We start from the raw sequence: 25,174 nt of genomic DNA on the forward strand, positions 1-25,174 counted from the left end.
TGCGTCGCGCCAGGCTTTAGTTAGCCCACGCCAGCGGTTGTTCGTTGAGGCCCCAGTACAGGCTTTTTTGCTCCATGTACTGCAGGATCCCGAGGCGGCCTTTCTCGCGTCCCAGGCCGCTGTCGCGCCAGCCGCCGAACGGCGTCGAGATGGAGAACTGCTTGTAGGTGTTGATCCACACGGTGCCGGCCTGCACTGCACGGCCAATGCGCCAGGCGCGCTTGTAGTCGCGTGTCCAGATGCCGGCCGCCAGCGCGTAGAGGCTGTCGTTGGCTTGGGCCAGCAGGTCGTCTTCGTTGTCGAAGGGCATGGCCACCAGCACGGGGCCGAAGATCTCCTGCTGGCAGATCTGGTCGGTGTTCTTCACGCCTTCAAGAATCGTGGGCTGGTAGTAGTAGCCACGCTCATACAGGCCGCCCTGCGGACGCGCACCACCGGTACGCACGCTCGCACCTTCGTCCAGGCCCAGCGCCACATAACGCTCTATCGATTCGCGGTGTTTGGCGGTGATCAGCGGACCCATCTGGGTGCGCTCGTCGGCCGGATCACCCACGCGCAGCGCGGCGGCACGGTTGGCCAGGCGCTCCATGAATTCGCCATACAGCCTGCGCGCCACGAAGAGGCGCGAACCGGCAATGCAGGCCTCGCCCGACGAGCTGAAGATGCCATAGAGCACGCCGTTCACCGCATGGTCCAGGTCGGCATCGTCCAGCACCATGGTGGCCGACTTGCCGCCCAGCTCCAGCGAGACCGGCATCATCTTGTCGGCCGCAATGTGGGCAATGTGCTTGCCGGTAGTGGTGCCGCCCGTGAACGACACGCGCTTGACCAGCGGGTGCTTGGTGATGGCATCGCCAATGACCGAACCCCGGCCCGGCAGCACGCTGATCAGGCCCTTGGGAATGCCGGCCTCCTCGCAGATGGCGGCAAGCTCCAGCGCCATCAGCGGCGTCGCCTCGGCCGGCTTGATGACGACCGCGTTGCCCGCGGCGAGAGCCGGCGCGACCTTCTGCGCTTCGCTCGCAATGGGCGAGTTCCACGGCGTGATGGCCGCAACCACGCCCATGGGCTCGTAGACGCTCATGGTCATGAAGTCACCGCGCGATGGCGTGATGGTTTCTTCCAGCGTTTCGCAGGCGCTCGCAAAAAACTGGAAGGTACCGGCGGCACTCGCCACCAGGGCGCGTGTCTCGTTGATCGGCTTGCCGTTGTCCAGGCGCTGGCGCTGGGCCAGCGGCTCGGCGCGCTCGCGGATCAGCGACGCCACGCGGTACAGCACAGCCGCCCGCTCATGCGGCTTGCGCTGGGCCCAGCCGCTGGTGCGAAATGCCTGGTCGGCGCGCGCAATGGCCTCGTCGACGTCCGCCAGGCTCGGTGCGCGCAAGCGCGCCACCACTTCGCCCGTGGCCGGGTAGAGTGTGGCGGATTCATCGCCGCCGCCAAGGCGCATCTCGCCGCCGATGTTGATGGGAAGCAGCTCTTTCGATTCAGTGATCAATGTCATGACACATGTCCTCAGATGACGAGCGCGCGGCCCCGGTTGAGCAGCGCGCGCACCACGCTATAAACGGTGAGCGCGGATGTTTTTGGATTGGCCGCCAGCGGCCTGCCGCGCATGGTCAGCTCGAAGCTGCCGAAAGCGCCGCACGCCGCCACGTGGTGAACGTTTTCGCTGACGCCCGGATCGGCAAACAGCTGCACCTGCGTGCGCTGCAGGCCCAAGCCCGCGAGCGACAGCGTGGCCGCCACATTGGCGTTCTTGGGGTAGAGCTGTGCGGCCTGCTCGGCACTGCCGTCAAAGATGCAGTGCGCGACGGTGAGGCTGTCGAGGTCGCAGACGGTCTCGGCCGGCGTGCCCTTCCAGGCCGTCGGTGGCTTGCGGCCGGTGTACACCACCGAATCGAGCCCGCCCACACGCGCGGCGGCCAGCGCGTCAATTCCGCCGATGGCGCCAGACAACAGCTGCACCTGCGTCTTGCCGCGCCGTGCGGCCTGCTCCAGCATCTGCGCCATGCCGGGCGCGCTCAGCGCACCCACCGAGGTCACCACGCAGGCAATGCCGCGCTCCAGCGCCGGCACCACATGCGCGGCAATCGCGCCGTGACCGGCACACTCGACCACCACATCAGGCGTGTCATCAGCGGCCAGCGCCTCCCGCACCCGGGCCTGCGGAGCCCAGCGGGCGACAGTGGTTTCGGTGCGGTCACGGGCCTCCGGCACGGTAACGACCTGATCGACCACCACGTCCGGGTCGCCATGCAGCAACTCCAGCACGCTGGCGCCAATCGCGCCGCAACCAATCATGGCAATTTTCAGCATGGCATCACACGCTTCAGGCAGCGACCGCGACTTTGGTCGGCGGGCCGGCAAAAGCAGTTTTAAAGCTGCCGATGGAGAGCATGTCGATCTCCAGGATAAAGGGGCCGCTCGCAGCCAGCGCCTTGTCCAGGCCGGCCGGCAGGTCGGCAAGCCGGCTCACGCGCGTGTGGCCCAGCTGCAGCGAGGCACACAGTTGCGCATAGTCCGGCGTGTGCAGGTCGACATAGCAGCGGCGGCCACCGTACTGGGCGTCCTGGATGTTCTGGATCACGCCATAGCGCTTGTCGTTCATCAGCACGTACACCACGCCGGCCTTCTCCTGCACGGCCGTGGCGAGTTCGCCCAGATTCAGGATGAAGCCGCCATCGCCCGACAGGCAAAAGGTTTTGCGGCCCGAGGCGGTCACTGCAGAACCCACGGCGGCGCCCACGCCCATGGCCAGGCCCTGCCCGATGCCGCCACCGAGCGCATGCACGCCGGCACGCGGATCGAAAATGTGCAGTTGGCGGTTGCCCCAGGTGCTGTTGGACACCGTGACGTCACGTACCCAGTTGAAGTTTCGGCCAGCGGCCTGCTGCAGCTGGCTCACCAGTTCCGTATAGGGGCCGAGGCCGTCGAGCAGGCTTTTCTCGGCCGCGGCACGCGCTGCGCGCAGGTCGGCCATGAAGGCGGGGTCAATCGACAGGCGGCCTTCGAGACGGTCGGCCAGCCCCTGCAGCACGAGTTCGGAGTCGCCGTGCACGAAATAGTCCGTGGCGTAGCCGCGGCCTTCAGCGGCGGGGTCGGCGTCCACGCGGTAAAGCGGGCGCGGCAGCTTGAGTTCGTACTTCAGTGTTTCATTGCCGCGCAGGCGCGAGCCAACGACCACCATGGCATCGCAGGTCTGGTAGAAGTTTTCCACCGGTTTGTGCAGGTTGTAAGCGCCCAGCGACCGGACGTCGTCCTCGGGCACGATGCCGCGGCCCTGGGTGCTGGTGACCACGCCCAGGCCCATGGCCATGAGGCGGGCCACCGCCGCACCCGCATGGCGGGCTCCGCCGCCCAGCCATAGCAGCGGGCGGCGGGCCTTGGCCAGGCGGTCGGCGAGTTCGTCCAGCGCATGGGCGGACGGCTGGTGCGCCACCACGGGCAGTGGCTTGAGATCGGCCGGCAGGGGCATCAGCGCCGCCTGGATGTCGATCGGGATCTCCACGCTGACCGGGCCGGTAGGCGCCGTCAGCGCGGTCTGCACGGCCAGTTTGATGGTGCTGAGCGCCGTCTCGACACTGCGCACGCGAAAGGCCGCCTTGGACACCGCCTGCAGCATGGTGAGCTGATCGGGCGCTTCGTGGATGTAGGACAGGCTCTGGTCGAGGTAAGGCGTTTCGATCTGGCCCGTCAGGTGCAGCAGCGGCGTGCCGGCGGTGAGCGCCTCCACCATGGCGCCGGCGGCGTTGCCTGCGGCCGTGCCGGTGCTGGTCAGGCACACGCCCAGGCCGCCTGTGGTGCGGGCATAAGCGTCGGCCATGTTGGTGCCGCCGGCTTCGCCGCGCGCCATCACGAAGCGGATTTTGCCGCGCTCGTTGAAGGCATCCAGGATGGGCATGTTGTGGATGGAAATGACGCCGAAGGCAGCCTTGACGCCGCACTCCTCGAGGAATGCGGCAATGGCGGCGCCGACCGTGATTTGGTTGTTGTCAGGCATGATGTGAGAGACCTCCGGAGACATCGATGTGGCTGCCGGTCGTGTACGACGACAGCGGGGTGGCTAGAAAGAAAATGGTGCGGGCCGCCTCTTGCGGAAGACCCAGACGGCCAAGCGGAATGCGTTTGCGTGCGGCGAGCTCACCCGTCCAGGCGGCCCAGTCCAGCGCGCGGTTCTCGCGCGCCTCGAAGCGGCGGCGCCATTGGCCGGACTCGATCAGGCCCACGAGGATGCCGTTCACGCGCACCCCCATGGGAGCGAACTCGGTGGCCATGGAGCGCACGAGATTCTTGATGCCGGCACGGGCCGCCGAGGTGGCCACCATATGGGGCTCGGGCTGGGCGGCCAGCAGGGAGTTGACGCAGACAATGGCCGGTGCGGCCTGGCGCCGCAGTTGCGGCAGGAAGGCGCGCGTGGGATAGATGACTGAGAAGAACTTCAGGTTCAGCTCTTCGGTCCAGGCGCTGTCTTCGGTATCGGCAAAAGTGGACACGCGGCCCTGGCCGGCGTTGTTGACCAGAACGGAGGCGGCGCCCAACTCACGCTCGCAGCCGTCGGCAAATCGCTGCACGTCGGCGGCGTCCAGCACGTTGCAGGTGGCGGCGAACAGACGGGCGTCGGGGAACTGCGCACGCAGCTTCGCTTCGGCGTCACGCAGGCGCTTTTCATCGCGGCCGCAGAAGGCCACGGCCGCGCCGCCTTGCAGCAACAGCTCGACTGTCGCCAGGCCGATGCCGGACGAGCCGCCCGTGACCACGGCCACGGTATTGTTCAGGTCAATCAGATTCATCTCGGGTGCTCAGCGCTGGCGCAATGCAACCACCGTGTTGGGGCTGGCGCTGCGGGGTTGGTAATTAAGAAGCCGGGACAACTCGTCGGCCGACACGCGCACACGCTGCACCATGTCGTCGACCAGCCCGGCCTCGATGTGGGCTGAGGGAATGGTGGTTCCCAGCGCGGCGATGATGCGACCGCTGTCGTCGCGCACCGGGGCCGCAATGGTGGAGATGCTGGCCTCGTAATAGCCCTCGCCCATCACGTAGCCGCGCTGGCGGTCCGCTTCCAGCAGGTTGAACAGTTCCAGCACGGTCTTGGGCGTGCTGGCGGAAAACGCTTCGAGGTGATCCTCGGGGTAGATCGCGCGCAACTCGGGCAGGGTCAGGTCCTGCAGCAGTACCCGGCCCAGCACGGTCGCGTGGGCCGGCAGGCGCGTGCCGACGCGCACCGAGCTGGCGAACGGCGTGGGCGGCGCAACCTTGGCCACATAGACGATCGAGCGCCCGTCTCTCACCACCAGGTTGCACGAATAGTGAACCTCATCGCACAGCCGCGCCAGCAATGGCTGGCCCAGTTCGGTGAGCTCCAGCGAGGAGAGGTATTCAAAGCCGAGGCGCAGCACGGCCATGCCAAGGCGGTAGTCGCTACCGCCGCTGGTGCGCTCGATGAAGCCCATGGCCTCGAGCGTGTTGAGCAGGCGAAACACCGTGGAGCGCGGCAGGTCAAGCCGGCGTGCCAGCTCGGGCGCGCTCAGCGTGCGGCTGTCGCGGCTGAATTCTCCGAGCAGGCGCAGGCCGCGCTCCAGCGCGGGGACGATGTATTTGTCGTTGCCGTTTTCTTCGGCGGTGTTGTCACTCATGGTGCATGGCTCCGTTTGGTTGCATCGCGGCGCGCGTGATCAGGCGCGCGACCGCTTCAGGTTGCTCCACAGGGCTGGCATGGCCAGCGCCCTTGATCAAGTCAAAGGGCGCAGCATACAAGTCCGCCCAGCCGCGGCAGGCGGCGGGCGGTGTGATCACATCGGCATCACCGCAATAAACATCAACCGGCATGGTCAAATCCCGGCTTTTCCCCAGGTCGCTGGCGCACAGCAACTCGACGGCCTGCAGGTAGCCTGCGGGCTGCAGGCGGGCGGTGTTCCACTGCACCCAGGCACGTACCGCGCTGTCTCCCGCCGGCGAGAGCAGGCGCTGCGGGATGCGCTCGGCAAGACCGGCCACGCCCAGCGTCTGCAGCGCATCGCGGCGCTCGTTGCGCACCCGTGCACGGGTCTCGGCCTGCGCTGGCGCGCCGTAGCCGCCGGCCGGGCTGATGAGCACCACGCGTGTGACGCAGTCCGCGCCCAGACCGCGTGCGTAGGCGCAAGCCATCAGCGCGCCCAGCGAATGGCCGACCAGCACACAGCGGCGAACGCCCATCGCCTGCAGCAGTTCATGCAGGCGTGCCGCATAGTCTGCGTCCGTGGGGGCATCGCCCCGAAGCGGGGTAGAGTCACCATAGCCGGGGGCATCCCACGCCATGACATGCACCTGCTCACCGGCCAGCACCGCCGCATGCAGCCATGAGGCAGCGCCGGAGCTGATGCCGTGCAGCAGCACCACCGCGGGCGCCTCGCCGGGCGCACCGCATTCGCGCAGCGCCACCTGCGCGCCCGAGGGCAACGGCACGATGCGCTGGGGAAAGCGACTATCCAGCAGCGCGAGGGGCGCCTGCAGCAGATCGTCAGCGGTGCGGGGCACGGCGTTCATGGCAGATGCGCTCAGCGCTTGATCTTGGCGAGCGGATGCTCGGGCGGATAGGTGGGCGTGATGGGCTTCTTGTTGCCCAGCATCACGCACATCAGCGCGTCTTCGTCGCCGATATTGATTTCCTCGCGGTACACGCCGGGTGGTACCGACACCACGTCGCGGTCGGTGAGGATGGTTTCAAAACGCTCGCCGTCTTTTTCCAGCACCAGCTTGAGCTTGCCGCGGATGAGGAAGAACACCTCTTCCACATCAACGTGCAGGTGCGACGGGCCTTCGTGGCCGGCCGGGATCACCATGGTCGAGAAGGTGAAGTTTTCCGCCGGGATGGTGGTGCTGTCCGAGGCGACACCGGTGCCGCCCGTGCCGATATAGCGCATCTGGCCACGGCGGTATTTGGGATCGAAGTCCGCCTGGAACTTCAGGGCATCGAAGTCATACTTGCGGGTGGAAAAACGCGCAACACGGCTTTCCATCCAGGACGCGAAGCTCGCCCCCTCAGGTTGGTCCCAGCTTTTGGGGAGTTGCCGTTGCTCAGACAGATCACTCATTGTTCACTCCTTTGAAATTGCGTTTAGCGGGTTTTTCGGGTTTTGCGCGTTCAGCGCATGACGAAGCCGCCATTGACGGCGAGAACCTGGCCAGTGACGAACCGGGCCAGATCGGACAGCGCATAGAGCACCGCGCCGGAGACGTCCTCGGGCATCTGCTCGCGCTGGAGCGCGCGCTGGTCGATGTATTGACGGTGCCGCGACTCGGGCACGTACTGCGTGGCCTCCACCAGCACCAGGCCGGGGGCGATGGCATTGACGGTGATGTTGTCGGGGCCCAGCTCGCGCGCAAGCGAATGCGTCATCGCAATCACGGCGCCCTTGCTGGCCACATAGGCCAGCAGGTTAGGCGCACCCCACATCGCGGTGTCGGAAGCCAGGTTGACAATGGCGCCGCGGCCACCGGCGCGCAGCGCGGGGCGGCAGGCGCGCGTCATGAGCCAGGTACCACGCACGTTGACGTTCATCACTTGGTCCCATTTGGCGATCTCGATGTCGTCCATGCCGCGACCTCCGGAGTCGGTCACCGCGGCGTTGTTGACGAGACCGTCCAGGCCTCCGAGATTGATCACCGCTTGCTCGGCGCAGCGCTGGATGGAAGCAGGATCTTCGACGTCTACCGCAATGCCGCTGACGTCAAAGCCCTGGTCGCGCAAGGTCGAAACGGACTGCTGCAGCAACTCTTCGCGCAGGTCTGCCAGCACCACCCTGGCACCGCTCTCGCACAGCGTGCGGGCGAAGGAGAAACCCAGACCACGGGCCGCACCTGTGACCAGGATGCGGCGGCCCTGCACCAATCCCGGCTGGCTATGCGCGACCATGGTTCACCTCCCTGCGGGCTTGCTTGCGGGCCTGATGCCTCAAACTGCGTGGAAGGCCGGTGATGCGGATGATTTCAAACATGAGAAACCTCAACTGAAGATTTGGGTTCTGACTTTTTATTGTTTCACTTATGAAACAGCGATTAATACTTGAAACGATGAACGAAGCTTAAAGGTTATTTTTGGCTCCAAAATAGGTATAAACCCTAATAAATTCGGCAAAACTCCCCCTCTGGCATGCGGTGTGAGCCTGAAAACAGGTGTGAAAAGGTCTCGTGATGGTCGCGGCATTCCGCGACATTGCGGTGGCCGTCGCCGGCGACTGCGTGGGCCGCAGCATTGGCGCCATGGGCTTGCGGCCCTACCACGGGCGCATGAGCACGGCGCTGTGCGGCCCGGCCGTGACCGTGCGCATGCGCCCCGGCGACAACCTGATGATCCACAAGGCGCTGATGATGGTGGAGCCCGGCGACGTACTGGTCATTGACGGCGGCGGCGACCTGACGCAGGCACTCGTCGGCGGTCTGATGCGCACCACCGCCCTCGCCAAAAAACTCGGTGGGCTGGTGATCGACGGCGCCGTCCACGACCTGCAGGAATGGGCCGAGGACGGCATGCCGATCTTTGCGCGCGGGCACACGCACCGCGGCCCCAGCAAGGAAGGCCCGGGCGAAATCAACATACCGATCGCCTGCGCCGGCCTGGCGGTGCAGCCGGGCGACCTGATGCTGGGCGATGCGGATGGCGTGATCGCCATTCCATCGGCGGACGTGGCGGCGCTGCTGCCGGTCGTGCGTGCGCACCTGGCGCGCGAAGCCAAAATTCGCGCCACCAACGCCGCCGGCACCTCCGACCCGGAGCGTTTCAACGCCCTGCTGCGCAGCAAGGGCCTGCCGGTCTGACAGGCCAAACTGCGGCACACCCTCGAACTGGCTGCGGTCGGCAGCCAGTTCGAAGTGCAATGGCCAGTGGCATTCGCTCGGGACAAGACGTGCTCAAGGCCAAGGCCTTGGGCGCTCAGGGCACCTGCTCATGAGTCATGGCAGGCTTCGCCAGGCGAAGTCCTGCCTAGCGCTGGCCCGCAGGTCGGGCCGGCACCGTTTGCAGGTAGGCGTGCAGCGCCCGGGTATCGACATCGTTCATGGCCGACAGCGATCCAAACGGCATCACCTGGATGGCTGTGCCGTCAGGCCGTTTGCCGCTGCGCATCATGGCCATGAACTGCGCTGCATCCTTGTAACGCCCCATGGCGCTGCCCTCGCCGGGCGTGATGTTGGCGGCCGCCGGCCAGTCCGGGGGGCCACCGGGAATCTTCCCGCCGGACAGCTTCTCGCCATGGCAGCCGATGCACATATTGGCCACATAGGCGCCATGCTGCACCGTCACGGCAGCCGCCACCGGGGTTGAGGGCGGCAGCGCGTGGTCAATCCGTTGCGCCGCATCGGGAATGGCGTCAAAGCCGTAGAGCACCCAGGCCGGCAAGGGCAGTTCGATCACAGCGGCGCGGGGACTTTGTGGCGGCAAGCTGCGCACATGCGCCACCAAAGCGGCCAGGTCTTCATTGGTGAAGCGGTTGTAATCCTCGCTGGGCATGATCAGCGCCGGGTGCCCATCGGGTTTGACGCCATGGCGTATCGTGCGTACCCAGTCCTCAGGCTTGTAGCCGGCCACCACGCCGCCAGGCGTGATGTTGGGCCCGGCGATGCGCGTGCCTTTGCCGTCATTGACAAAGTCGCGCCCGCCCCCGTTCGCGCCATGGCAGTCGACGCAACCGCGCGACTGGAATAAATACTTGCCACGCTCCAGCGCCTGGGCATCCGAGGCATACGCCACGGGCTGCACCGGCACACTCACCTGGCGCATGCGTTTGCGCTCGGCCAGCTGCGTGCCCACCACGGCAGCACCCGCGACCAGCAGTACGGCCAAGCCCAGGCCGGCAGCGCTCCATTTAATCCAGCGTTTCATGGTATTTCCCCCTCCATTAGCCTCGATGGCGCGCCACCACCGGGCCGCATCGTCGCAGGTCAATTGGCCAGTTTAGGCAGCCGCGGATATTTTGTCAGTGACAAAATAACATCGCCTGGAGTGAAGCCGATGTGGGCAGTCAGAGCAACCAGTCCCCACTCGCGCCCGCATCGGCGTGGAGGTCGGCATCCCGGAGCTTGACCACACAAAAGCGATGGCACGTCGACGAACGCTATGCTTGCCATGTGAACGTTTCAACCCTGCCCCATGGCGCCAGACTGCGCCGCATTGCCCACCTCGACATGGACGCGTTTTTCGCGTCGATCGAGTTGCTGCGCTACCCGCAGCTCAAAGGCCTGCCGGTGGTGATCGGCGGCGGTCGGCGCAAGGTGGATGAAGAACTGCTGGCGGCGCAAGGCGAGCGGGCCCTGCGCTTCATTCCGGTAGAAGATTTCCCGCTGCTCAAGGACTATGTGGGTCGCGGCGTGATCACCACGGCAACCTATGCCGCGCGGCAATTTGGCGTGGGCTCGGCCATGGGCATGATGAAGGCCGCCAAACTCTGCCCGCAGGCCATTGTGCTGCCGGTCGATTTTGAAGAAGTGCGCAAATACTCGCGGCTCTTCAAAAGCACCATCACCGAGATTGCCCCTGTGATGCAGGACCGCGGGGTGGACGAGGTGTATATCGACTTCACCGATGTGCCCGGCGGCCAGCGCGAGGGGGGCCGGGTGCTGGCGCGGCTGATCCAGAAAGCGATTTTTGAAAAGACCGGCCTCACCTGCTCGGTCGGCGTGGCACCCAACAAGCTGCTGGCCAAGATGGCCAGCGAGTTCGACAAGCCCAATGGCATTTCGATTGTGTATGAGGAAGACGTGCAGACCCGGATCTGGCCGCTCAACGTACGCAAGATCAACGGCATTGGCCCCAAGGCGGGGGAAAAACTGGCCAGGCTGAACATCCACACCATCGGCGAGCTGGCCGCGCAGGATCCTTCGTTTCTGATTGCCAACTTCGGCAAGGCCACGGGCGCCTGGATGCATGAGGCCGCCTGGGGCCGCGACGACCGCCCGGTGGTCACCGAGAGCGAGCCCGTCAGCATGAGCCGGGAAACCACGTTTGACCGCGACCTGCATGCGGTGCGCGACAAGGCGGTGCTTGGCGCCATCTTCACCGATCTGTGCAGCAAACTGGCGCAGGACCTGCAGCGCAAGGGCTATGTGGCCAAAACCATAGGCATCAAGTTGCGCTATGACGATTTCAGGATTGCAACGCGCGACCAGACCGCCGACAGCTACACCGCTGACGGTCAAGCCATCCGGAAACTGGCGGGCCTGTGCCTGAAGCGGGTTCCGCTCGAGAAAAAGCTGCGCCTGCTGGGCGTTCGCGCCAGCACGCTGGCCAAAGCCGGTGAAGAGCCGGTGCCCGAACAAAAATCGCCATCAGCCCCATCAACCCCATCGGGACGCCCGCAACAAGGGCAACAAGGTATTGAGTCGATAGCAAGCGATCAATTGTTCTAGCGTGTCGACCGCTCCATCTTCAGCGCTGGCCATCACCCCTTTCAAAATCGCCGCCCAGCGGTGCAAGGTCGGATAAATAGACACGGTTGCCGAGCTGCAACTCATGCCCTTTCTGCCGGGCGGCCTCGAAGGCGGCAAACTCTTCAGCCGTGGGTTGGTCGCGCTTCCGGTGCGACAGCGGCAGGCCCGGCGCCGTGGCCCCGCCGCCGCTGTGCTGCGCATCAGGCCGGCTGGTCTCGAAGCCCTGGATCTGGCCGTTGACCTGCCAGTACACAGCGGACACCGTGATGCCGTACCGCGCGGCCGCATTTTTGGTGATCGCCGCACCCAGGACGACCAGTTGCCCGGGACGGCCTTCGCGGTTGTGCAGGAAGTCGGTGGACAGATCAACCAGAACTGAATACTGGTGACCGCGCCTGTCGTTGCGCACCACACGGAACCGGTAGCTCGCCGACAGGATGCCGTGGGCCTGCATCGTGACCGTGATGGCCTCATACAGCATCTTTCGCCGGAACCACATGCGCTCCTCAAGACTCATCTTGACGGGCGTGGTCTCCGGCCCCGCAGGCTCGGATTTTGAGCGCTTCCCGGTGCTAAACAGATTCTTGAGTACGAACATGCTGGGGTGGCATCAAGGCTATTTCGCCGCAAAGAAAACATAGTCGGCCGTATAGCCTTCCTTGCTGCGCTTGCCGGCGTCGGCCTTGGTCTCGCAGCCCTTGGCCGGCGCATTGCCGCCTGCCGTGTTGAGGCGTTGCACGCTGGTGACGCTGGCCATCCTGCCGGTGGCATCGCTTGATTTGGCGGACAGCAGCAGCAGCGGAATGTCTGCCGCGCGCTCACCATCGGCGCGGGCCTTGACGGTGCCTACGGTCTTGCTGCCGTCAAGCGCCGCCCAGTTGGGGCCGGCACCGTGGGTGCCTACTTTCTCGTTTTTCTGGTTGAAGAGATCAGCCTCGGGCGCCACAAACACCCAGGCCCAACCGCCCTTGTCGGCGGCGCGGCATTCATAAATCTGCGAACCGACAGCGTGCCAGGTGAACGCCACGCGCTCGCTATCGGCGGGCCTGAGCGCCGCAGGCACGGGTTTCGCGACGTTTGCGGCTCCTCCCGGTTTGGAAGAGGCGCAAGCACTGAGCAGGCCGGCGCAAAGCGCAGCCAGAACCAGGCTGGTGATGGCGGATGGGGTTGCGGGAATCGATGTCATGGAAATCTCCTGAAGTGAATTGACGGATAAAACAGCCGGTCGGCTGAGGCGCGCAGCCAGGTGCCCTGGTTCCACCGCCTTGCCTGCAAGGGACAAACGCTGCGTTCTGAAAATCGGATGCAGGTTCGCAAAAATATTTTTGTGACGAGGCCTGGGCGTTTGTCGCCCGGCAAAACTCCAGGAACTTCATATACTCGGCCGCATGAAGCTGGACACTGATGCGGACACCCGCAGCCTGGAAGCGCTGATCGCGGCTGCGGCGCAAGGCGACCACGCCTGCTTCGCCCGTATCTATTCACGCACCCATATGCATCTGTTTGGCGTTGCCCTGCGTATATTGAGACATGGACAGGCGGCCGAGGATGTGCTGCAAGAGGCGTATGTGAGCATCTGGAAAAATGCCGGCGGCTACCGCAGCGAGGTAGACGGGCAAACCATTCAACCCATGACATGGCTGATTGCCATCGTCCGCAACAAGGCGCTGGACGCCTTGCGCTCCCGCACGCGCCGCAAGGAAAACGAATTACCCGAGTCCGGCGACGTGGACGAAGAAGACACCGAAACCACCGCAACGCCCGCCCCCAGCGCCATGCAGCTTCTGGAACAGGCCAGCCAGGCCCTCCACATAGAAGGCTGCATGAATGCGCTGGAAGGCAGTTACCGCCAAAGCCTGGCGCTTGCCTACTACCAGGGCTTATCGCACACCGAGGTGGCGGCGCAAATGGGCGCGCCGCTCGGCTCCGTCAAAGCCTGGATACGGCGCGGGCTGGAAAAACTCAGAGGCTGCCTGGCCGCGCAGGGGGTGACGCCATGAGGTACACCCACCCTGAACTGCTGGAGCACCTCGCCTCGTCTTATGTACTGGGCACGCTGGCAGGCGGCGCACGACGCCGCTTTGAACGCCTGCAGCGCGACCGCGCCGATGTGCGGATGCTGGTGACGCAGTGGGAAACGCGGCTGGGCCAGCTGGCCATGTCAGTGCCGGCCCAGCGGCCTTCGCCGCAGCTGTGGGCCGCCATTGCCGCACGTACGCAACCCGGCCGGGCACCCGCTGCACCGCGTACCGTTTCCCCTTCGGCCTCCTGGCTGGGCTGGCTCAAGCCGGCAGACTTTGGCCTGGGAGGCCTGGCGGCCGGGGTGATCGCGGCCAGCGCGCTGTTTGCAGCCATGCCCTCGCTTTTCATGTCCAGCGACCAGATCGCCATGCGTTCGGGTGAAAAACTGCCACAAAGCTATGTGGGCCTGCTCACCGATGCGCAGGGCAACGGCAAGCTGCTGGTGAGCTCGCTGCGTCACGGCAAAACCATGACGGTCAAGGTGATAGGCCCCATCACACCGCCCGCCGCCGGAACGCTGGTGCTGTGGGCCGTGCCCGCCGATGCGCCGGCCTTTGCGCTCGGCACCGTGCCCACCAGCGGTTCGGCCGTTTCCATGTTGCCCGACACGTCGGAGAAGCTGCTGTCCAAAGTTGGCAAGCTGATGGTGACGCTTGAGGCCAGCGCAGCGCCTGCCGCTCCTGGCGGGACCGTGGTCTTCAGCGGCAATTGCGCGAAGTTGTGGTGAGCCCGCCAGGCTCCCCGGCTGACAGGCCACCCCAGGTGAAACAAGGCTGAAAAGACCAGCCACCGGAAATGAACCACACCGAGTTCACGGCCCAGGGCTTTGCCCTCGTTGCGCAGGTACTGACTGGCGCCGAGTGCGAAGCTGTCGCCCACCGGGTTGCGGATGTTCCGGCAGGCTCGGCGGGAACGCGTTGCCTGCTGTCCCAAGCCTGGTGCCGGGCGCTGGCTGCAAAAATCAGCCAACATCCATCACTGTCGCCGCTTATTCCTTCCGATTTTGTCGCCACGCAGTGCACCTATTTTGAGAAATCGCTGTCCCGCAACTGGCTTGTGCCTTTGCACCAGGATTTGAGCATCCCGGTTGCCGGCCGCGTAGACCACGAAAGCCTGGGCGGCTGGTCCGAAAAGGAAGGCGCCCTGTATGTTCAGCCGCCGGTCGAACTCCTGCAGCAGCTGGTAGCGGTGCGCCTGCACATCGACGCTTGCGGCGTCAACGACGGTCCGCTGCGAGTGGTGCCCGGTTCGCACCTGTGCGGCCGGCTCCCGGCTGAGGCGGCGGCGACCGCCCGCCGGGACCAGACCGAGTTCGTCTGCACGGCCGGGCAAGGAAGTGCGATGGCCATGCGCCCGCTGCTTTTACATGCGTCGTCAAAATCTACGGGCAGCAGCATGCGCAGGGTTCTGCATTTTCTGTATGGCCCCCGCGAGCTCCCGTTGGGCCTTCGGTGGCAGCATGCGGTTTAAGAGCCTGTTCACGATTTATTTGGGGTCGCGTTGGGACGCAATCGGGATGAGTTAGCTGCCAACATCACGCCGCATGGGCTCATGCCCATGCAAGGGATTTGGTTGCCAAATCGCCCGATTTCGTCCCAACCCGAAGGGCAGGTGCCTTTTCGGGCCGTCTGCGGCATTGCACTGCTTGCCAATAGCCGGGCTATTGGCGGCGCACTGCGCCTTGCAGCCCATCCCGAAAAGACAACTGCGCAACCCCAAATAAATCGTGAACAGGCGCTAAGCCGGCCTTCAAAGAACAAACCCGACTCCAGCCTGAGCGATCACCACCCGCTCCCACCCGCGACCACCCAATTACAAACTACAAACAAATACGAATTGCCCTGCATCCGTTTTTCAGGTTCCGTCGTTTATCCCAGGTGCTGACCTGCAGCGCATTCAATCCATCAACGATTAAAGGAGCCCGACATGAATACGTTTTCCATCCGCAACTTCATCGCATTGCCCATCCTGGGCCTGACTTTGGCCGGTGCCGTGCTGGGCGCCGATATCCAGACCACGCCGGTGCAGAACGCACAGATCGACGACTTCGCTGCCGGCAAAAAGGCCCTGGACGCCAAAAACTGGGCGGAAGCCGTGAGCAGCTTCAGCAAGGTCGTCGCCAGGAACCCCACGAATGCCGACGCCTACAGCTACCTCGGTTATTCCAACCGCTGGCTGGGCAAATACGATGAGGCCTTTGCCGCTTACGGCAAGGCACTGGCGCTGGACCCCAGGCACAAGGGCGCGCTGGAATATTCGGGCATTGCCTACCTGAAGACCAACCAGAAAGCCCAGGCCGAAGCCCAGCTCGCCAGGCTGCAGGCCATCTGCGCGACCTGCGAGGAAACCAGCGACCTGGCCAAGGCCGTTGCAGCGGCTAAATAACCAACAAGCCCTGCCCTTTGCCGCCCTGCCATCCTGGCAACCCGCCGGGATGGTTTCTCCCATGATCCTGCTCCTGCTCCTGCTCCTGCTCCTGCTCCTGATCCTTTCCCATTGCCGCCCACGAAAGGCTTGCCGGAGCCCGTCACGGCCTATGAAATGGGTGTCGAAGCATTGACAGAACCTTTCACGAAACTTACAGTTAAGTCTCTGCACGGAGGCTTTATGTCAGACCCTTCCAGATACCACCCACACCACCTGACCCTGGTGCAGTTGCAGCGAGTCAAAAACTGGCATGTGGCCCAACAGGACGCACACCCGGTGGAACGCCAGGTCTGGGAGGCCGTGCTGACCGTATGGGTCATGGGCTGGATAGGCTGGCTGCCCGCCTACACCTTTGAAGCACCCTGGGCGTATCCACTGTGCCTGCTGGGTGTTTTCGCACCGCGGCTTTATGTGCACTGGCGGGCACATGCCCATGCCAGGCAGCTCATCCGGTGTGAATGGCTGGATCTGGTGCGCTGACTTCGCCTGACCGCGCTCAACGGGCAACCGAGGGCAGCCAAGGGCAAACAACACCATCGGTCAGCCTCTTGCCGTTGAGGGGAAGCTTGAGCGATGGGTCAGGCGCCGCCTTTGCGCCCAGGTTTTCTGAACTTTGGCGGAAAGTACCACCAGGCCGCCACCACAAGCAAGCCGAACAATGTGTACACCGCACTGAACACCCATGGTGGCGCCTCATAGAAGAGCAGGCGCTGAACCCAATGCTCAATGAAACTCTCGCGGTAGAACGTGGACCCGGCCTGTATTCGAAGCCAGACTTCCGCTGCTGTCAGTGGGCAGATGATGCTCAGCCACGACTCGGCGACAACAACCCCGATTGCCGCAATGTGCCCGACGCGGAACCACGGGCTGTTGACCCAACGCCAAGCCAGCAAGTTGCCCGCGACGATGAAAAGCAGGCCACCGACAACAAACAGGACCACAGCGAAATGCAGGACCAACACTGCGTCCGCGAGAAGCTGATACGGCAGCGATGCACGCATTTCGAAGGCACCTAACAGTCGACGTCAAGCGGGACCGACGTGTGGGCTCGCGGAGCGCGACCATCCCCCTGGCCATGGAGCCGGCCCATGCCTTGGGGCCTCGCATCGACGGAGGGGTCAGGCCTCACGCGGTTCTCCGCGCTGCGCTGCGAGCAGGACCAGTGTCTGGCGATCAGGCTCGCCCAGGTAATACCTGTTCAACGCTTGACCGAAAAGCGACTCCGGGCCCTCAACCTGGGAAAAGAGCGTCAGGCAGGACCGGAACTTGGCGGCGTCAACATCGCCCAGGACTTGAGTCGCACTTACACCAGGAAGCGCGTTCAGGGCTGCCACGCACTCCTTGAGCCTTGGGCCCAACAACGGATGCCCGATGTATGCGCGTGCCTCCGCGACTGACCTGATCGCATAGAAGGCCGACATCTCGCTCGAACCTAAACCCTGCAGCTGCGGCAGGATGTACCAAATCCAGTGCGTTCGCTTCTTTCCTGCGCGGAGTTCGCCGAGGGCTCGCTCGTAGTCACTCGCCTGGGCCTGAACGAAGCGGTCGAGGTTGTACGGGTCAGGTGGTTCGTTTGACATGAGGCTGGCGTTGCGAAATGAGGGGTTTCGCGAGGCCTGACACACCGCTGGAGGGGCTCGGCGCTTTCTGCCCCGTCCCTCTCGAAGCGGTTGTTATGCGATGTAAAGTCAAGCAAGGACCCCTACTTTTTTCAGGACGCCCGAACCCGCCGCGACCCGGTAACGGCAAGGCGGGGCCGCTGCTGGCTTCAGCGCGGTGTCTGGCGGAACTCACGCCCACTTCTTGCCGAGCGCCTCCAGGCCGGCCTTTTGCAAATCCTCCGGGCTCATCAGAATGCGAAATTTGCAATTGGCCTGGAAGTTGAGAAAGAAGGGCTCTGCAAAGGCGGGCACATCCGACGGTGTTTGCACGTCAATCACGAAGATTCCGCCGCGTGCTCCGTCTTGCTCCGTGAAGTAGGCCGCCTCCGGTTTGATTGTTTCGAGGATGCGCCCAATGATCTCGCCCGCCTTTCCACTTCTGACAAGGGAGTTGAAAGGCTCATGCGGGATTTCGACCGTAAGTAGCATTTTCATAATGATCTCCTTCTTTTGCGGCATTTGAAGGCGGTGCCGCACACGCCTCAGCGTTCGACATGAGCGACCGACGAAGGGCGCAGCCCTTTGGCTGTCCGCTCGATCGATGTGTGGGGCGGCAATTGGCCTCTTTCTCTGACATGCCGCCTCATGGCTTATAGGCAATGACCTCAATCTCAATCCTGGTGCCGACCATGTTTTTCCCTTGCATTGTCGAGCGCGCCGGCCTCTTTTCAGGAAAGAACTCGCTGTAAACGCGATTGAATTCACCGAAGTCGCGTGCGTCATCGAGCCAGACCATGGTCTTCACCACGTCCTCGAGCGTGCAACCAGCCAATGCAAGTGCGTGAGCGACATTCTTCATCGTCTGGCGCGTGTGAGCTTCAATGCCCCCGGCGATCATGTTGCCGTTTTCGTCTCTGGCTACCTGGCCGGACACAAACACAAAGCCGCCGGCCTTTGTCGCCAGTGAGCGCGGCAGCGTTCGTGTACCCGCATTACTCTCCTCGAAGTATTCAATGGTCATTTTCGGCACCTTTCGCGACGAAGGACTCATCGATTCTGTGCGAACGGGCTATTCGCGCCCACCACAGGCTCGGCAGAACCAACCGTCTGACCAAGATTGTCCCGCGTTGGCTGAGTCTCCGCAATCACGTTCCATGCCCGCAAGCGTGTTGTGTGCTTCTATGCCGCCCAACGTTGGAATTGAGCGAGCGGCGAGCCGTCCACTCGAATGGCGGGTTAGAAGTCCCCGGTTTCAATGACGACCGGTACGTGATGAGCCAGATCAATGCCCTGGCGGGACTAAAAATACAGCCTCAACACCAAGGTTGAGGGGCAACGATGCGAAGCATCATTGCCCCTCTCGAATCTACAGTTAGGCTGGGTGATGATGAGCAGACCTTCGGCATTGCGTTCACCCTCCACTGCCTGAGTGTGAATCGGTGGTGATGTGGCGGCAATTTATCCCCGCGGCCTTAAACATTGTTGGTAGACCTTCTGGGCCAATCATGTGAAGCGCGCCTACTACAGCAACAGCCCGTTTGCGCCCGCGCGCTAGTTTGAGAAGTTTGGGTAGCCACTGACGATTCCTGCCGCCAAGAGCGCCAGCGTATGAGCGCGGCATAAGGCGAATGCACTTGTCCCAAATGGGGTGCAATCCGTTCGGATCGTTGTTCTCCCAGCTCTCACCGAGGGACGTGGCGTCCTGAATCCCCTCTTCTATGTTTCGCACTATGTCTGAGAGGAACCTCAATTGTTCTTCATGTGGCGCACCCCGAAAAGGCTCTATTCCAGCTGCCCTAGTTTCCAGAAAGAACAGAGTTTTGCGAGTACGTTTGGCCAGTTCAATCACCTGTTGATCAATTCCATTGGCAGGCGAAAAGCCTCGCGAGTGGAGTGCTGCATTCATGAGCAGGGACGCGGCGTGCCATGGGCGGTGGTGATCTAACTCAGCCGTAGGGCGGTTTGTCTTCGCCCACATTCGTTGAGTATCTACAAATAGATCTGGAGGAATATTTTTGCTCAGGCTGGTTGAGCTCGGATATAGCCCCATTTGCGCGTCTGGCTTAAGATCGAAGTTGGTTTCAAACGCTATTACCTCGGCATCCTCAAGGAGCTTTGCTATCGCAGGCTTGACAGTGAGTTGGCGAGCCGAAACATGGACCGAGCCGATCACATGGAGGTTTGTGTTCTGAAGCTGCCAATGCATGTGGTGTTCACTGTTAATGGGTTGGGCATCGCATCACGCTGGGTTGCGAACGATAAAATCCCGCACACCCGAAACCATTACCGATACCTGCTCTTGGGTGTATTCGCCGTATTTCCCGTGAGCTGCCTTGTTTCTAAGGTCGAGCCAAGCGGTAATACTCTTTTGGTCAAGCTTTGAATAGACCTCTGATGACGCAAGATCGGAATTCATCGCCTCGGCCTTCTTCGGCACGACGCTACCGTCTGCTTTCGGGATCTCGACCGTAATGCCGGCCTTGCTACAGAGGCCACGTAAATGACTTTCGAGTGTTGATCCTGCAATTACGGCTGCAGCATCTTTGTATGCCGCCTCACACAGGTGCTGGGCCATCTCTAAGAAGTCAGCAAAGACATCGCTATGAACAAGTTCAACCAATGAGCGGATGTATCCAGCTTTGAGATCGTCTCGGAGCGCCTTAGCAACGCCCATGATTGAAGTTGTGTGCATGTGCAAGTGATTCAGCGCTTTCAACAGCCGATCCACTTCCTTCGCATAGCTTGAATTTGTACCGGCGATTCGGTGTATCGCTGCTATGGATTTGGTAACGAGTGCCTGTCTATCAGCCTTCGGCAGATCGCTCAGGTCGTCATGCTGAGACTTCGCTGCGAAGGCCGCGAACTCATTCAAAACAGCGTCAAGCTGTGCTGTGAATACTTCAAGGCTCACGACGGCCTCCTTCTTTGTGATGCCCAACGCCTGAATTAAGCCGAGCCGCGAAGTCACCGGCCCTGTTTTTCAATCCACCCGGCTGCTGGACCAGTGGGGCGAGCACGTTCGCCATCTTCACTATAGCCTGCAAACCGAAAAAAGCTTGCCTGCACAGGATACGGCTTTTTGTTTGCCGGCATGGCGGAGGCGGCACAGGGTAAGGCCGGTGCGCAGGCCGGCCTGGTCTACTGCACCGCAACACGCGCGAAGTCACGCTGACCATGCCCGGCACTGCAAGATTGACCAACCCATGTGCAAATCAAATACACAACTACAACTTACTGCCGCGCCATCCGGATATTGGCCGGCAAGGCCTGCGGATGGCTGGTGCGAAACGGGTTGATGTCCAGCCCGCCGCGGCGGGTGTAGCGGGCGTACACCGACAGTTTCAGCGGTTTGCAGCGCGTCCACACGTCCATGAAGATGCGCTCCACGCACTGCTCGTGAAATTCGTTGTGGTTGCGAAAGCTCACCAGGTATTGCAGCAGGCCCTCCTGGTTGATTTGCGGCCCCGAGTAGCTGATTTGCACACTGCCCCAGTCGGGTTGCCCCGTCACCAGGCAGTTGCTCTTGAGCAGGTTGCTGGTCAGCACCTCGCTCACGGGCGGCTCCTCAAAGCTGGCGGTCAGCAGCTCGGGCGCGGGGGTGTAGCGCGTGCACTCCACGTCGAGCCGGTCCAGGCTCAGGCCATCGAGTTCATGCACCGGCTCACGGTCGAAGAGTTCGGGCAGCAGCAGCTTCACGCCCACCGAAGACGGCGAAGGCGCGCCGCGCCACGCGGCTTCGCTGATGTCCGCGCGGATGCGTGCCTGCACCTCGCCGGCACCGGCAAAGCGGGTGTTGTTGAAACTGTTCAGGTAGAGCTTGAAGGACTTGCTCTCGACGATGTTCGGCGTTTCACAGGGCACGGTGATGTGTGCCAGCGCCAGCTGCGGCTTGCCGCGCGCATTGAGCCAGCTCAGCTCGAACGCGGTCCAGATGTCGGCGCCAAAAAACGGCGGTGTTCCGGTGACGCCGATTTCGGCACGCTTTTCCGCACGGGGAATCGGAAAGAGCAAGGAGGCATCGTACTGGTCAATATAGGCCGATGCCTTGCCGAGTTGGGAATGTTCAGGGGTGTTCATGGGTCGTAAATTCTCTGATCATCTTGATCAATGTAGCTGACCGCGCCGCGAAGGGCCGCGCCGGGCAAGCGAAGACCCCTTTATGTAAGGAAAGGGGCAGCGTGCCGCCGAAGGCACGCGAAGCGACAAGCGTGGAGGCCATATCAACTTGCGGCCTGAAAGTGCGGAATCAATAGCGCCAGCAGGCGGTCCACCACGCCCGGCGGCAAATCATGGCCCATGCCCTCGATGCCGGCCAGTTTCGCGCCCGGAATGCGGCGGGCGAGGTCTTCGGCACAGGCAAACGGCACTAGCGGATCGGCCTTGCCATGCACCACCAGCGCAGGCACGGCGATGCGGGCCAGCGCTGCGGCACGCGTGCTGTCGGCCACGGCGGCCGCCATCTGGCGGGCAATGCCCCGCGGGTGGTAGCTGCGCTCGGTCGCGGCCGTCACGCGTTCGCGCAGCATCGCGTCATCCATGGGAAAGCCAGGGCTGCCGATGGCCTTGAAGAGTTTGACCGTGTGGTCAATGGCGGCCGCCATGCCCTTGCCCGCCGGGCGGCTGAGCAGCGCGCGCGTCACCGCGGGCTGGGCTTCAGGCAGGCCGCGCGCGCTGCTGGAGCTCATGATGCAAGAAAGGCTGAGCGCACGCCCAGGGGCCAGCAGCGCAATCCGCTGCGCGATCATACCGCCCATGCTCACGCCGACCATGTGCGCCTTGTCGATTTGCAGCGCATCGAGCACGCCCAGCGCATCGCGCGCCATGTCCTCCACGCTGTATGGCGGTGTGATGCGCAAGCCAATCCGGTACTTGAGCCCCTCCCATAGCAGGTTGGGTGTGCCCAGGTGGTCAAAGTGCTGGCTTAGCCCGGTATCGCGGTTGTCAAAGCGCACCACGCGAAAGCCGGCGTCCACCAGGCCCTGCACCAGCTCCGGCGGCCAGGCGATCAGCTGCATGCCCAGGCCCATGATGAGAAGCACCGCAGGCCGGCCCGTGGCATCGTCCGGGTGAGTGTCCTCGATTTCGATGTCGATGTGGTTGGCTCTGATTTTCATCTGGTCATTATGTATACCCCCGTCCAGGCTCACTGCGTGTAGCCTGTTCCCCCCTTGCAGGGGGCGGCGCCTGCGGCCTGGCAGAGCCAGTTCCACGGCCCCTGCTGGCGGGGGATTCGTTCACCCCTGTTCACTGCGTGTAGCCCGACTCCACCAGCGGGGGCCGTGGGTCCGGCTACGCCGGCCCACAGGCGCCGTCCCCTGCAAGGGGAGAGGAGGCTACACGCAGTGAGCCTCAACAGGGGTGTTAAACAAATTCTCGTTCACGCAGCCACTTGGTGGCAATCCACTTTTCTCCGGCCTTCACGGGCTCGCCGCCGTGCCTGGTGAGGCTGGCGGGATTCGCATTCGGGTAACTGAAAAAAACCGCGGTGCCGCGGCGGGGCTTCACCTGCAGGCGAATGTCCGGAAATACCGTGGCGCCGCCCTGCTCCGGCTCGTTCAGGTACATGATCAGGGTTGCCACGCGCTGCCCGCCCCGCTGCAGTATGGCTGGCGTGCCGGGCTCGGCCGGATCAAAGTAATCGTAGTGGGGCTTGTACTGGGCGCCCTGCCGATAACGCAGCACCTGCAGGCCCTCGCCCTTGTGCACCGGCCAGGCCAGCAGCCTGGCAATGCGCGCTTCGACGCGCTGCACCACCGGATTCTCGCCACGCGCAAAAAACATGCCCTGGCTGGTGCGGTCACGGTTGCGCTCCTCACCGCCGGTCTTGGTGTTCACTGTCAGTGAGCGCGACAGGCGCGGCCGCGCAGCCTCCATCAGTGCCTCGCATTCGCTGTCGCTGAGCAAATTGCCGAACACCACCAGATCGGGCACCTCCAGGCGCTGGAGCACTTCAACCCAGCGGTCTCCGGCGTCCAGCATCGTGCCGGACCCACCCGCCGGCAAGGGGGGCAAGGCAAACGCCGCTTGCTCCGCCAGCGTCAGCCGCAAGGCACGGCAGGCCGTAGCATGCTGCCAGCCGGCATCCAGCATCGCCTGGAAGATGGCTGCCCGGGGATGACCCAGCGCCGTTTGCGCGGCTATCCAGGCCCGCAATTCACGGCTGACAGGCTGGACGCTGGAGGGCTGCTGCTTCACACCAGGCCTGCCTACTAACGCTTCAGGCCGCCTGCCGGCGCCGGAACACGAGGCGGTCGGCCTCCGATGCGGCGGGGTCAAAGCGGTAACCTTCGGCATCAAAGCTTTCCAGCTTCTTGACCGTGACCAATTTGTGCTCGGTGGCATAGCGGACCATCAGGCCGCGGGCGCGCTTGGCCATGAAGCTGATGATTTTGTACTTGCCTGCCCTGAACTCTTCGAAGACACAGCTCACCACGCGGGCTTTCAGCGCCTTGCGGTCGACCGCCTTGAAATACTCTTCACTCGCCAGGTTCACGATGACCGGCGAGGTATGGGCGGCGGCGCGCTGATTGAGGTAATCGGCAATCTGCGAGCCCCAGAACTGGTAGAGATTCTTGCCCTGGCCGGTGGCCAGCGCAGTGCCCATCTCCAGCCGGTAAGGCTGCATCCAGTCGAGCGGGCGCAGCACGCCGTAAAGGCCGCTGAGGATGCAGACATGGTCCTGCGCCCAGCCGAGCTGCTGCTCGCTCAGGGTCTTCGCGTCCAGCCCCCCGTAGACATCGCCATTGAAGGCCAGCACGGCCTGTTTGGAGTTTTTGGCCGTGAATTTGGGGGACCACGCCTGGTAGCGCGCGAAATTCAGGCCGGACAGCGCATCCGACAGCTTCATCAGCGTGCTGATCTGCTGCGGCGTTTTTGTCTGGAGCACATCAATCAGCTCAGCCGACTGGCGCGTGAACAGCGGCTTGGTGTACGTGGAGACGTGCGGGGGGGTGTCGTAGTCCAGCGATTTGGCAGGCGAAATGAGAAACAGCATGGTCCGGAAAAATTAAATTGACAAGCAAGCCTGCGACTGTACGACAGCCAGCCGGGCGCCCCCGAAAGACCGGGGGCTGCGACAGGCCCCTCCCGCACGGGGAGCAGGTTTCTCAGCGCAAGTCGCTGGCGAGCGACGCCAGCGATTCCGCCGGAATCATCGTGTGCGCGGGGTAATTGGTATGGTCGCAGCCCAGCTTGACGCTGGCACCGGCCTTGACGGCGGCGCACATGGCGGCGTCCAGCTCGAAACGCACAAAATGCACGGCCGAGGTTTTCTCGTCGTTTTCGCGGTCCATGTCTTCGTCGGCAATCGCGTACACGCGGGCGTGGCCTTCCACCTCGACAAACAGGCGGTCTTCCACGCCGATCAAGCGGGCCAGCTCACGCTTGCGCTCGTTGACATCGGGGTACTCCAGCATCATGGTGGCCTTCCAGTTGCTGCCGTCGGGCATCAGGGGCGCATAGGCCTCGATCTCCTGCTCAATGCCTTCTGCCTCAAAGATTTTTTCGAGACGCAACATTTCCTGGATCTGGTAGCGGATGCTGGTTTCGCTCTCGAACTGCACGTTGATGTACTCGCCCAGGCGCACGCTGCGCAGCTTGCGGTGGGCCATGATGGCGGCCTTGTGTTCCTTGCGGTACTTGCTGTATGCCTCAAGCGTCATCAGAGACTCGCGCGTGATTTTTCCGGTGGTTTCCATGGGATGCATCCAGGTTTGTGG

Annotated in this window: 29 protein-coding genes; 7 read left to right on the forward strand and 22 right to left on the reverse strand. The window is 63.3% G+C overall.

What is annotated here, in order from left to right:
• Positions 1-16: 16 nt before the first annotated feature.
• The 8 genes from AC1DUB_RS01570 to AC1DUB_RS01605 are packed head-to-tail and all read right to left on the reverse strand — an operon-like array spanning position 17 to position 7,897.
• Positions 17-1,504: an aldehyde dehydrogenase gene (locus AC1DUB_RS01570; RefSeq protein WP_477728000.1), complete on the reverse strand. Its 1,488-nt coding sequence runs from the start codon at positions 1,502-1,504 to the stop codon at positions 17-19.
• An 11-nt stretch (positions 1,505-1,515) separates the two neighbouring features.
• Complete coding sequence (locus AC1DUB_RS01575) at positions 1,516-2,319, reverse strand: aspartate dehydrogenase (protein ID WP_477728001.1); 804 nt, start codon at positions 2,317-2,319, stop codon at positions 1,516-1,518.
• A 13-nt stretch (positions 2,320-2,332) separates the two neighbouring features.
• Positions 2,333-4,003: a thiamine pyrophosphate-binding protein gene (locus tag AC1DUB_RS01580; protein ID WP_477728002.1), complete on the reverse strand. Its 1,671-nt coding sequence runs from the start codon at positions 4,001-4,003 to the stop codon at positions 2,333-2,335.
• Positions 3,996-4,793 (reverse strand): SDR family oxidoreductase, encoded by a 798-nt coding sequence (locus tag AC1DUB_RS01585; protein ID WP_477728003.1) that lies wholly within the window; start codon positions 4,791-4,793, stop codon positions 3,996-3,998. Before AC1DUB_RS01585 ends, AC1DUB_RS01580 begins: the two co-directional genes overlap by 8 nt.
• Before the next feature lie 9 nt (positions 4,794-4,802).
• Positions 4,803-5,639 (reverse strand): IclR family transcriptional regulator, encoded by an 837-nt coding sequence (locus AC1DUB_RS01590; RefSeq protein ID WP_477728004.1) that lies wholly within the window; start codon positions 5,637-5,639, stop codon positions 4,803-4,805.
• Positions 5,632-6,528 (reverse strand): alpha/beta fold hydrolase, encoded by an 897-nt coding sequence (locus tag AC1DUB_RS01595; RefSeq protein WP_477728005.1) that lies wholly within the window; start codon positions 6,526-6,528, stop codon positions 5,632-5,634. Before AC1DUB_RS01595 ends, AC1DUB_RS01590 begins: the two co-directional genes overlap by 8 nt.
• An 11-nt stretch (positions 6,529-6,539) precedes the next feature.
• Positions 6,540-7,076 carry a cupin domain-containing protein gene (locus tag AC1DUB_RS01600; protein ID WP_011484583.1) on the reverse strand — a complete coding sequence of 179 codons (537 nt, stop codon included), beginning with the start codon at positions 7,074-7,076 and terminating at the stop codon, positions 6,540-6,542.
• A gap of 50 nt (positions 7,077-7,126) precedes the next feature.
• The gene (locus AC1DUB_RS01605) at positions 7,127-7,897 is read right to left on the reverse strand and encodes an SDR family oxidoreductase (protein ID WP_477728006.1); all 771 of its coding nucleotides are present in this window, start codon (positions 7,895-7,897) and stop codon (positions 7,127-7,129) included.
• 278 nt (positions 7,898-8,175) lie between these two features.
• On the opposite strand from AC1DUB_RS01605, the gene AC1DUB_RS01610 reads away from it, so the two are divergent.
• Positions 8,176-8,799 carry an RraA family protein gene (locus AC1DUB_RS01610; RefSeq protein WP_477728086.1) on the forward strand — a complete coding sequence of 208 codons (624 nt, stop codon included), beginning with the start codon at positions 8,176-8,178 and terminating at the stop codon, positions 8,797-8,799.
• 166 nt (positions 8,800-8,965) lie between these two features.
• On the opposite strand, the gene AC1DUB_RS01615 is transcribed toward AC1DUB_RS01610, so the two are convergent.
• Positions 8,966-9,862: a c-type cytochrome gene (locus tag AC1DUB_RS01615; protein WP_477728007.1), complete on the reverse strand. Its 897-nt coding sequence runs from the start codon at positions 9,860-9,862 to the stop codon at positions 8,966-8,968.
• Positions 9,863-10,164: 302 nt separating this feature from the next.
• Here AC1DUB_RS01615 and AC1DUB_RS01620 point away from each other — a divergent pair, with 302 nt between their 5' ends.
• On the forward strand, positions 10,165-11,385 hold the full coding sequence (locus AC1DUB_RS01620; protein WP_477728087.1) for a Y-family DNA polymerase: 1,221 nt from the start codon (positions 10,165-10,167) through the stop codon (positions 11,383-11,385).
• 19 nt (positions 11,386-11,404) lie between these two features.
• Here the strand turns inward: AC1DUB_RS01620 and AC1DUB_RS01625 are convergent, their stop codons facing one another.
• Together AC1DUB_RS01625 and AC1DUB_RS01630 are read right to left on the reverse strand one after the other, a co-directional pair.
• Positions 11,405-12,004, reverse strand: coding sequence for an RNA-binding protein (locus AC1DUB_RS01625; RefSeq protein ID WP_477728008.1), 600 nt, complete (start codon positions 12,002-12,004; stop codon positions 11,405-11,407).
• A gap of 18 nt (positions 12,005-12,022) precedes the next feature.
• Complete coding sequence (locus AC1DUB_RS01630; protein WP_477728009.1) at positions 12,023-12,592, reverse strand: DUF3455 domain-containing protein; 570 nt, start codon at positions 12,590-12,592, stop codon at positions 12,023-12,025.
• A 202-nt stretch (positions 12,593-12,794) separates the two neighbouring features.
• Between AC1DUB_RS01630 and AC1DUB_RS01635 the strand changes: the two genes are divergently transcribed.
• The 5 genes from AC1DUB_RS01635 to AC1DUB_RS01655 all read left to right on the forward strand — a co-directional run bounded on the left by AC1DUB_RS01635 (position 12,795) and on the right by AC1DUB_RS01655 (position 16,335).
• Positions 12,795-13,406 (forward strand): RNA polymerase sigma factor, encoded by a 612-nt coding sequence (locus tag AC1DUB_RS01635; RefSeq protein WP_477728010.1) that lies wholly within the window; start codon positions 12,795-12,797, stop codon positions 13,404-13,406.
• Complete coding sequence (locus AC1DUB_RS01640; RefSeq protein ID WP_477728011.1) at positions 13,403-14,155, forward strand: anti-sigma factor; 753 nt, start codon at positions 13,403-13,405, stop codon at positions 14,153-14,155. Before AC1DUB_RS01635 ends, AC1DUB_RS01640 begins: the two co-directional genes overlap by 4 nt.
• 68 nt (positions 14,156-14,223) lie before the next feature.
• Complete coding sequence (locus AC1DUB_RS01645) at positions 14,224-14,898, forward strand: phytanoyl-CoA dioxygenase family protein (RefSeq protein ID WP_477728012.1); 675 nt, start codon at positions 14,224-14,226, stop codon at positions 14,896-14,898.
• Positions 14,899-15,354: 456 nt separating this feature from the next.
• Positions 15,355-15,813: a tetratricopeptide repeat protein gene (locus AC1DUB_RS01650; protein ID WP_477728013.1), complete on the forward strand. Its 459-nt coding sequence runs from the start codon at positions 15,355-15,357 to the stop codon at positions 15,811-15,813.
• A 222-nt stretch (positions 15,814-16,035) separates the two neighbouring features.
• A complete protein-coding gene (locus AC1DUB_RS01655) occupies positions 16,036-16,335 on the forward strand; it encodes a hypothetical protein (RefSeq protein WP_477728014.1) in 300 nt (99 codons plus the stop codon).
• Positions 16,336-16,433: 98 nt separating this feature from the next.
• On the opposite strand, the gene AC1DUB_RS01660 is transcribed toward AC1DUB_RS01655, so the two are convergent.
• The 11 genes from AC1DUB_RS01660 to AC1DUB_RS01710 all read right to left on the reverse strand — a co-directional run bounded on the left by AC1DUB_RS01660 (position 16,434) and on the right by AC1DUB_RS01710 (position 25,153).
• Positions 16,434-16,856: a DUF2784 domain-containing protein gene (locus AC1DUB_RS01660; protein ID WP_477728015.1), complete on the reverse strand. Its 423-nt coding sequence runs from the start codon at positions 16,854-16,856 to the stop codon at positions 16,434-16,436.
• A gap of 117 nt (positions 16,857-16,973) precedes the next feature.
• Positions 16,974-17,435, reverse strand: coding sequence for a DUF1810 domain-containing protein (locus AC1DUB_RS01665; RefSeq protein WP_477728016.1), 462 nt, complete (start codon positions 17,433-17,435; stop codon positions 16,974-16,976).
• 210 nt (positions 17,436-17,645) lie between these two features.
• Complete coding sequence (locus AC1DUB_RS01670; RefSeq protein ID WP_477728088.1) at positions 17,646-17,951, reverse strand: panthothenate synthetase; 306 nt, start codon at positions 17,949-17,951, stop codon at positions 17,646-17,648.
• 148 nt (positions 17,952-18,099) lie between these two features.
• Entirely contained in the window at positions 18,100-18,477 is a 378-nt protein-coding gene (locus tag AC1DUB_RS01675) for a RidA family protein (RefSeq protein WP_477728017.1), read from the reverse strand.
• Between the two features lie 390 nt (positions 18,478-18,867).
• On the reverse strand, positions 18,868-19,662 hold the full coding sequence (locus tag AC1DUB_RS01680; RefSeq protein ID WP_477728018.1) for a TraB/GumN family protein: 795 nt from the start codon (positions 19,660-19,662) through the stop codon (positions 18,868-18,870).
• A gap of 33 nt (positions 19,663-19,695) precedes the next feature.
• Positions 19,696-20,367, reverse strand: a complete 672-nt coding sequence (locus AC1DUB_RS01685) for a hypothetical protein (RefSeq protein WP_477728019.1) — start codon at positions 20,365-20,367, stop codon at positions 19,696-19,698.
• 320 nt (positions 20,368-20,687) lie between these two features.
• Positions 20,688-21,533, reverse strand: a complete 846-nt coding sequence (queF, locus tag AC1DUB_RS01690; protein WP_477728020.1) for an NADPH-dependent 7-cyano-7-deazaguanine reductase QueF — start codon at positions 21,531-21,533, stop codon at positions 20,688-20,690.
• A gap of 143 nt (positions 21,534-21,676) precedes the next feature.
• A complete protein-coding gene (locus tag AC1DUB_RS01695; RefSeq protein ID WP_477728021.1) occupies positions 21,677-22,570 on the reverse strand; it encodes an alpha/beta fold hydrolase in 894 nt (297 codons plus the stop codon).
• Between the two features lie 247 nt (positions 22,571-22,817).
• Positions 22,818-23,651, reverse strand: a complete 834-nt coding sequence (locus AC1DUB_RS01700; protein WP_477728022.1) for a 2OG-Fe(II) oxygenase — start codon at positions 23,649-23,651, stop codon at positions 22,818-22,820.
• A 22-nt stretch (positions 23,652-23,673) separates the two neighbouring features.
• A complete protein-coding gene (gene yaaA, locus AC1DUB_RS01705; protein ID WP_477728023.1) occupies positions 23,674-24,450 on the reverse strand; it encodes a peroxide stress protein YaaA in 777 nt (258 codons plus the stop codon).
• Between the two features lie 112 nt (positions 24,451-24,562).
• On the reverse strand, positions 24,563-25,153 hold the full coding sequence (locus AC1DUB_RS01710; RefSeq protein WP_477728024.1) for a DUF3501 family protein: 591 nt from the start codon (positions 25,151-25,153) through the stop codon (positions 24,563-24,565).
• Between the last annotated feature and the right edge of the window lie 21 nt (positions 25,154-25,174).

The sequence above is a fragment of the Polaromonas sp. P4_F9 genome (genome assembly GCF_056401235.1).

What these genes read in the sequence shown, in the direction of transcription:
- AC1DUB_RS01635 (WP_477728010.1), top strand. Translation starts at nt 12,795, where the DNA reads ATGAAGCTGGACACTGATGCGGACACCCGCAGCCTGGAAGCGCTGATC.
- AC1DUB_RS01575 (WP_477728001.1), bottom strand. Translation starts at nt 2,319, where the DNA reads ATGCTGAAAATTGCCATGATTGGTTGCGGCGCGATTGGCGCCAGCGTG.
- AC1DUB_RS01680 (WP_477728018.1), bottom strand. Translation starts at nt 19,662, where the DNA reads ATGCATTGGCAGCTTCAGAACACAAACCTCCATGTGATCGGCTCGGTC.
- AC1DUB_RS01570 (WP_477728000.1), bottom strand. Translation starts at nt 1,504, where the DNA reads ATGACATTGATCACTGAATCGAAAGAGCTGCTTCCCATCAACATCGGC.
- AC1DUB_RS01670 (WP_477728088.1), bottom strand. Translation starts at nt 17,951, where the DNA reads ATGAAAATGCTACTTACGGTCGAAATCCCGCATGAGCCTTTCAACTCC.
- AC1DUB_RS01645 (WP_477728012.1), top strand. Translation starts at nt 14,224, where the DNA reads ATGAACCACACCGAGTTCACGGCCCAGGGCTTTGCCCTCGTTGCGCAG.
- AC1DUB_RS01650 (WP_477728013.1), top strand. Translation starts at nt 15,355, where the DNA reads ATGAATACGTTTTCCATCCGCAACTTCATCGCATTGCCCATCCTGGGC.
- AC1DUB_RS01640 (WP_477728011.1), top strand. Translation starts at nt 13,403, where the DNA reads ATGAGGTACACCCACCCTGAACTGCTGGAGCACCTCGCCTCGTCTTAT.
- AC1DUB_RS01655 (WP_477728014.1), top strand. Translation starts at nt 16,036, where the DNA reads ATGTCAGACCCTTCCAGATACCACCCACACCACCTGACCCTGGTGCAG.
- AC1DUB_RS01580 (WP_477728002.1), bottom strand. Translation starts at nt 4,003, where the DNA reads ATGCCTGACAACAACCAAATCACGGTCGGCGCCGCCATTGCCGCATTC.
- AC1DUB_RS01710 (WP_477728024.1), bottom strand. Translation starts at nt 25,153, where the DNA reads ATGGAAACCACCGGAAAAATCACGCGCGAGTCTCTGATGACGCTTGAG.
- AC1DUB_RS01630 (WP_477728009.1), bottom strand. Translation starts at nt 12,592, where the DNA reads ATGACATCGATTCCCGCAACCCCATCCGCCATCACCAGCCTGGTTCTG.
- AC1DUB_RS01610 (WP_477728086.1), top strand. Translation starts at nt 8,176, where the DNA reads ATGGTCGCGGCATTCCGCGACATTGCGGTGGCCGTCGCCGGCGACTGC.
- AC1DUB_RS01695 (WP_477728021.1), bottom strand. Translation starts at nt 22,570, where the DNA reads ATGAAAATCAGAGCCAACCACATCGACATCGAAATCGAGGACACTCAC.
- AC1DUB_RS01595 (WP_477728005.1), bottom strand. Translation starts at nt 6,528, where the DNA reads ATGAACGCCGTGCCCCGCACCGCTGACGATCTGCTGCAGGCGCCCCTC.
- AC1DUB_RS01585 (WP_477728003.1), bottom strand. Translation starts at nt 4,793, where the DNA reads ATGAATCTGATTGACCTGAACAATACCGTGGCCGTGGTCACGGGCGGC.
- AC1DUB_RS01615 (WP_477728007.1), bottom strand. Translation starts at nt 9,862, where the DNA reads ATGAAACGCTGGATTAAATGGAGCGCTGCCGGCCTGGGCTTGGCCGTA.
- AC1DUB_RS01675 (WP_477728017.1), bottom strand. Translation starts at nt 18,477, where the DNA reads ATGACCATTGAATACTTCGAGGAGAGTAATGCGGGTACACGAACGCTG.
- AC1DUB_RS01660 (WP_477728015.1), bottom strand. Translation starts at nt 16,856, where the DNA reads ATGCGTGCATCGCTGCCGTATCAGCTTCTCGCGGACGCAGTGTTGGTC.
- AC1DUB_RS01600 (WP_011484583.1), bottom strand. Translation starts at nt 7,076, where the DNA reads ATGAGTGATCTGTCTGAGCAACGGCAACTCCCCAAAAGCTGGGACCAA.
- AC1DUB_RS01605 (WP_477728006.1), bottom strand. Translation starts at nt 7,897, where the DNA reads ATGGTCGCGCATAGCCAGCCGGGATTGGTGCAGGGCCGCCGCATCCTG.
- AC1DUB_RS01590 (WP_477728004.1), bottom strand. Translation starts at nt 5,639, where the DNA reads ATGAGTGACAACACCGCCGAAGAAAACGGCAACGACAAATACATCGTC.
- queF (WP_477728020.1), bottom strand. Translation starts at nt 21,533, where the DNA reads ATGAACACCCCTGAACATTCCCAACTCGGCAAGGCATCGGCCTATATT.
- yaaA (WP_477728023.1), bottom strand. Translation starts at nt 24,450, where the DNA reads ATGCTGTTTCTCATTTCGCCTGCCAAATCGCTGGACTACGACACCCCC.
- AC1DUB_RS01665 (WP_477728016.1), bottom strand. Translation starts at nt 17,435, where the DNA reads ATGTCAAACGAACCACCTGACCCGTACAACCTCGACCGCTTCGTTCAG.
- AC1DUB_RS01620 (WP_477728087.1), top strand. Translation starts at nt 10,165, where the DNA reads ATGGACGCGTTTTTCGCGTCGATCGAGTTGCTGCGCTACCCGCAGCTC.
- AC1DUB_RS01625 (WP_477728008.1), bottom strand. Translation starts at nt 12,004, where the DNA reads ATGTTCGTACTCAAGAATCTGTTTAGCACCGGGAAGCGCTCAAAATCC.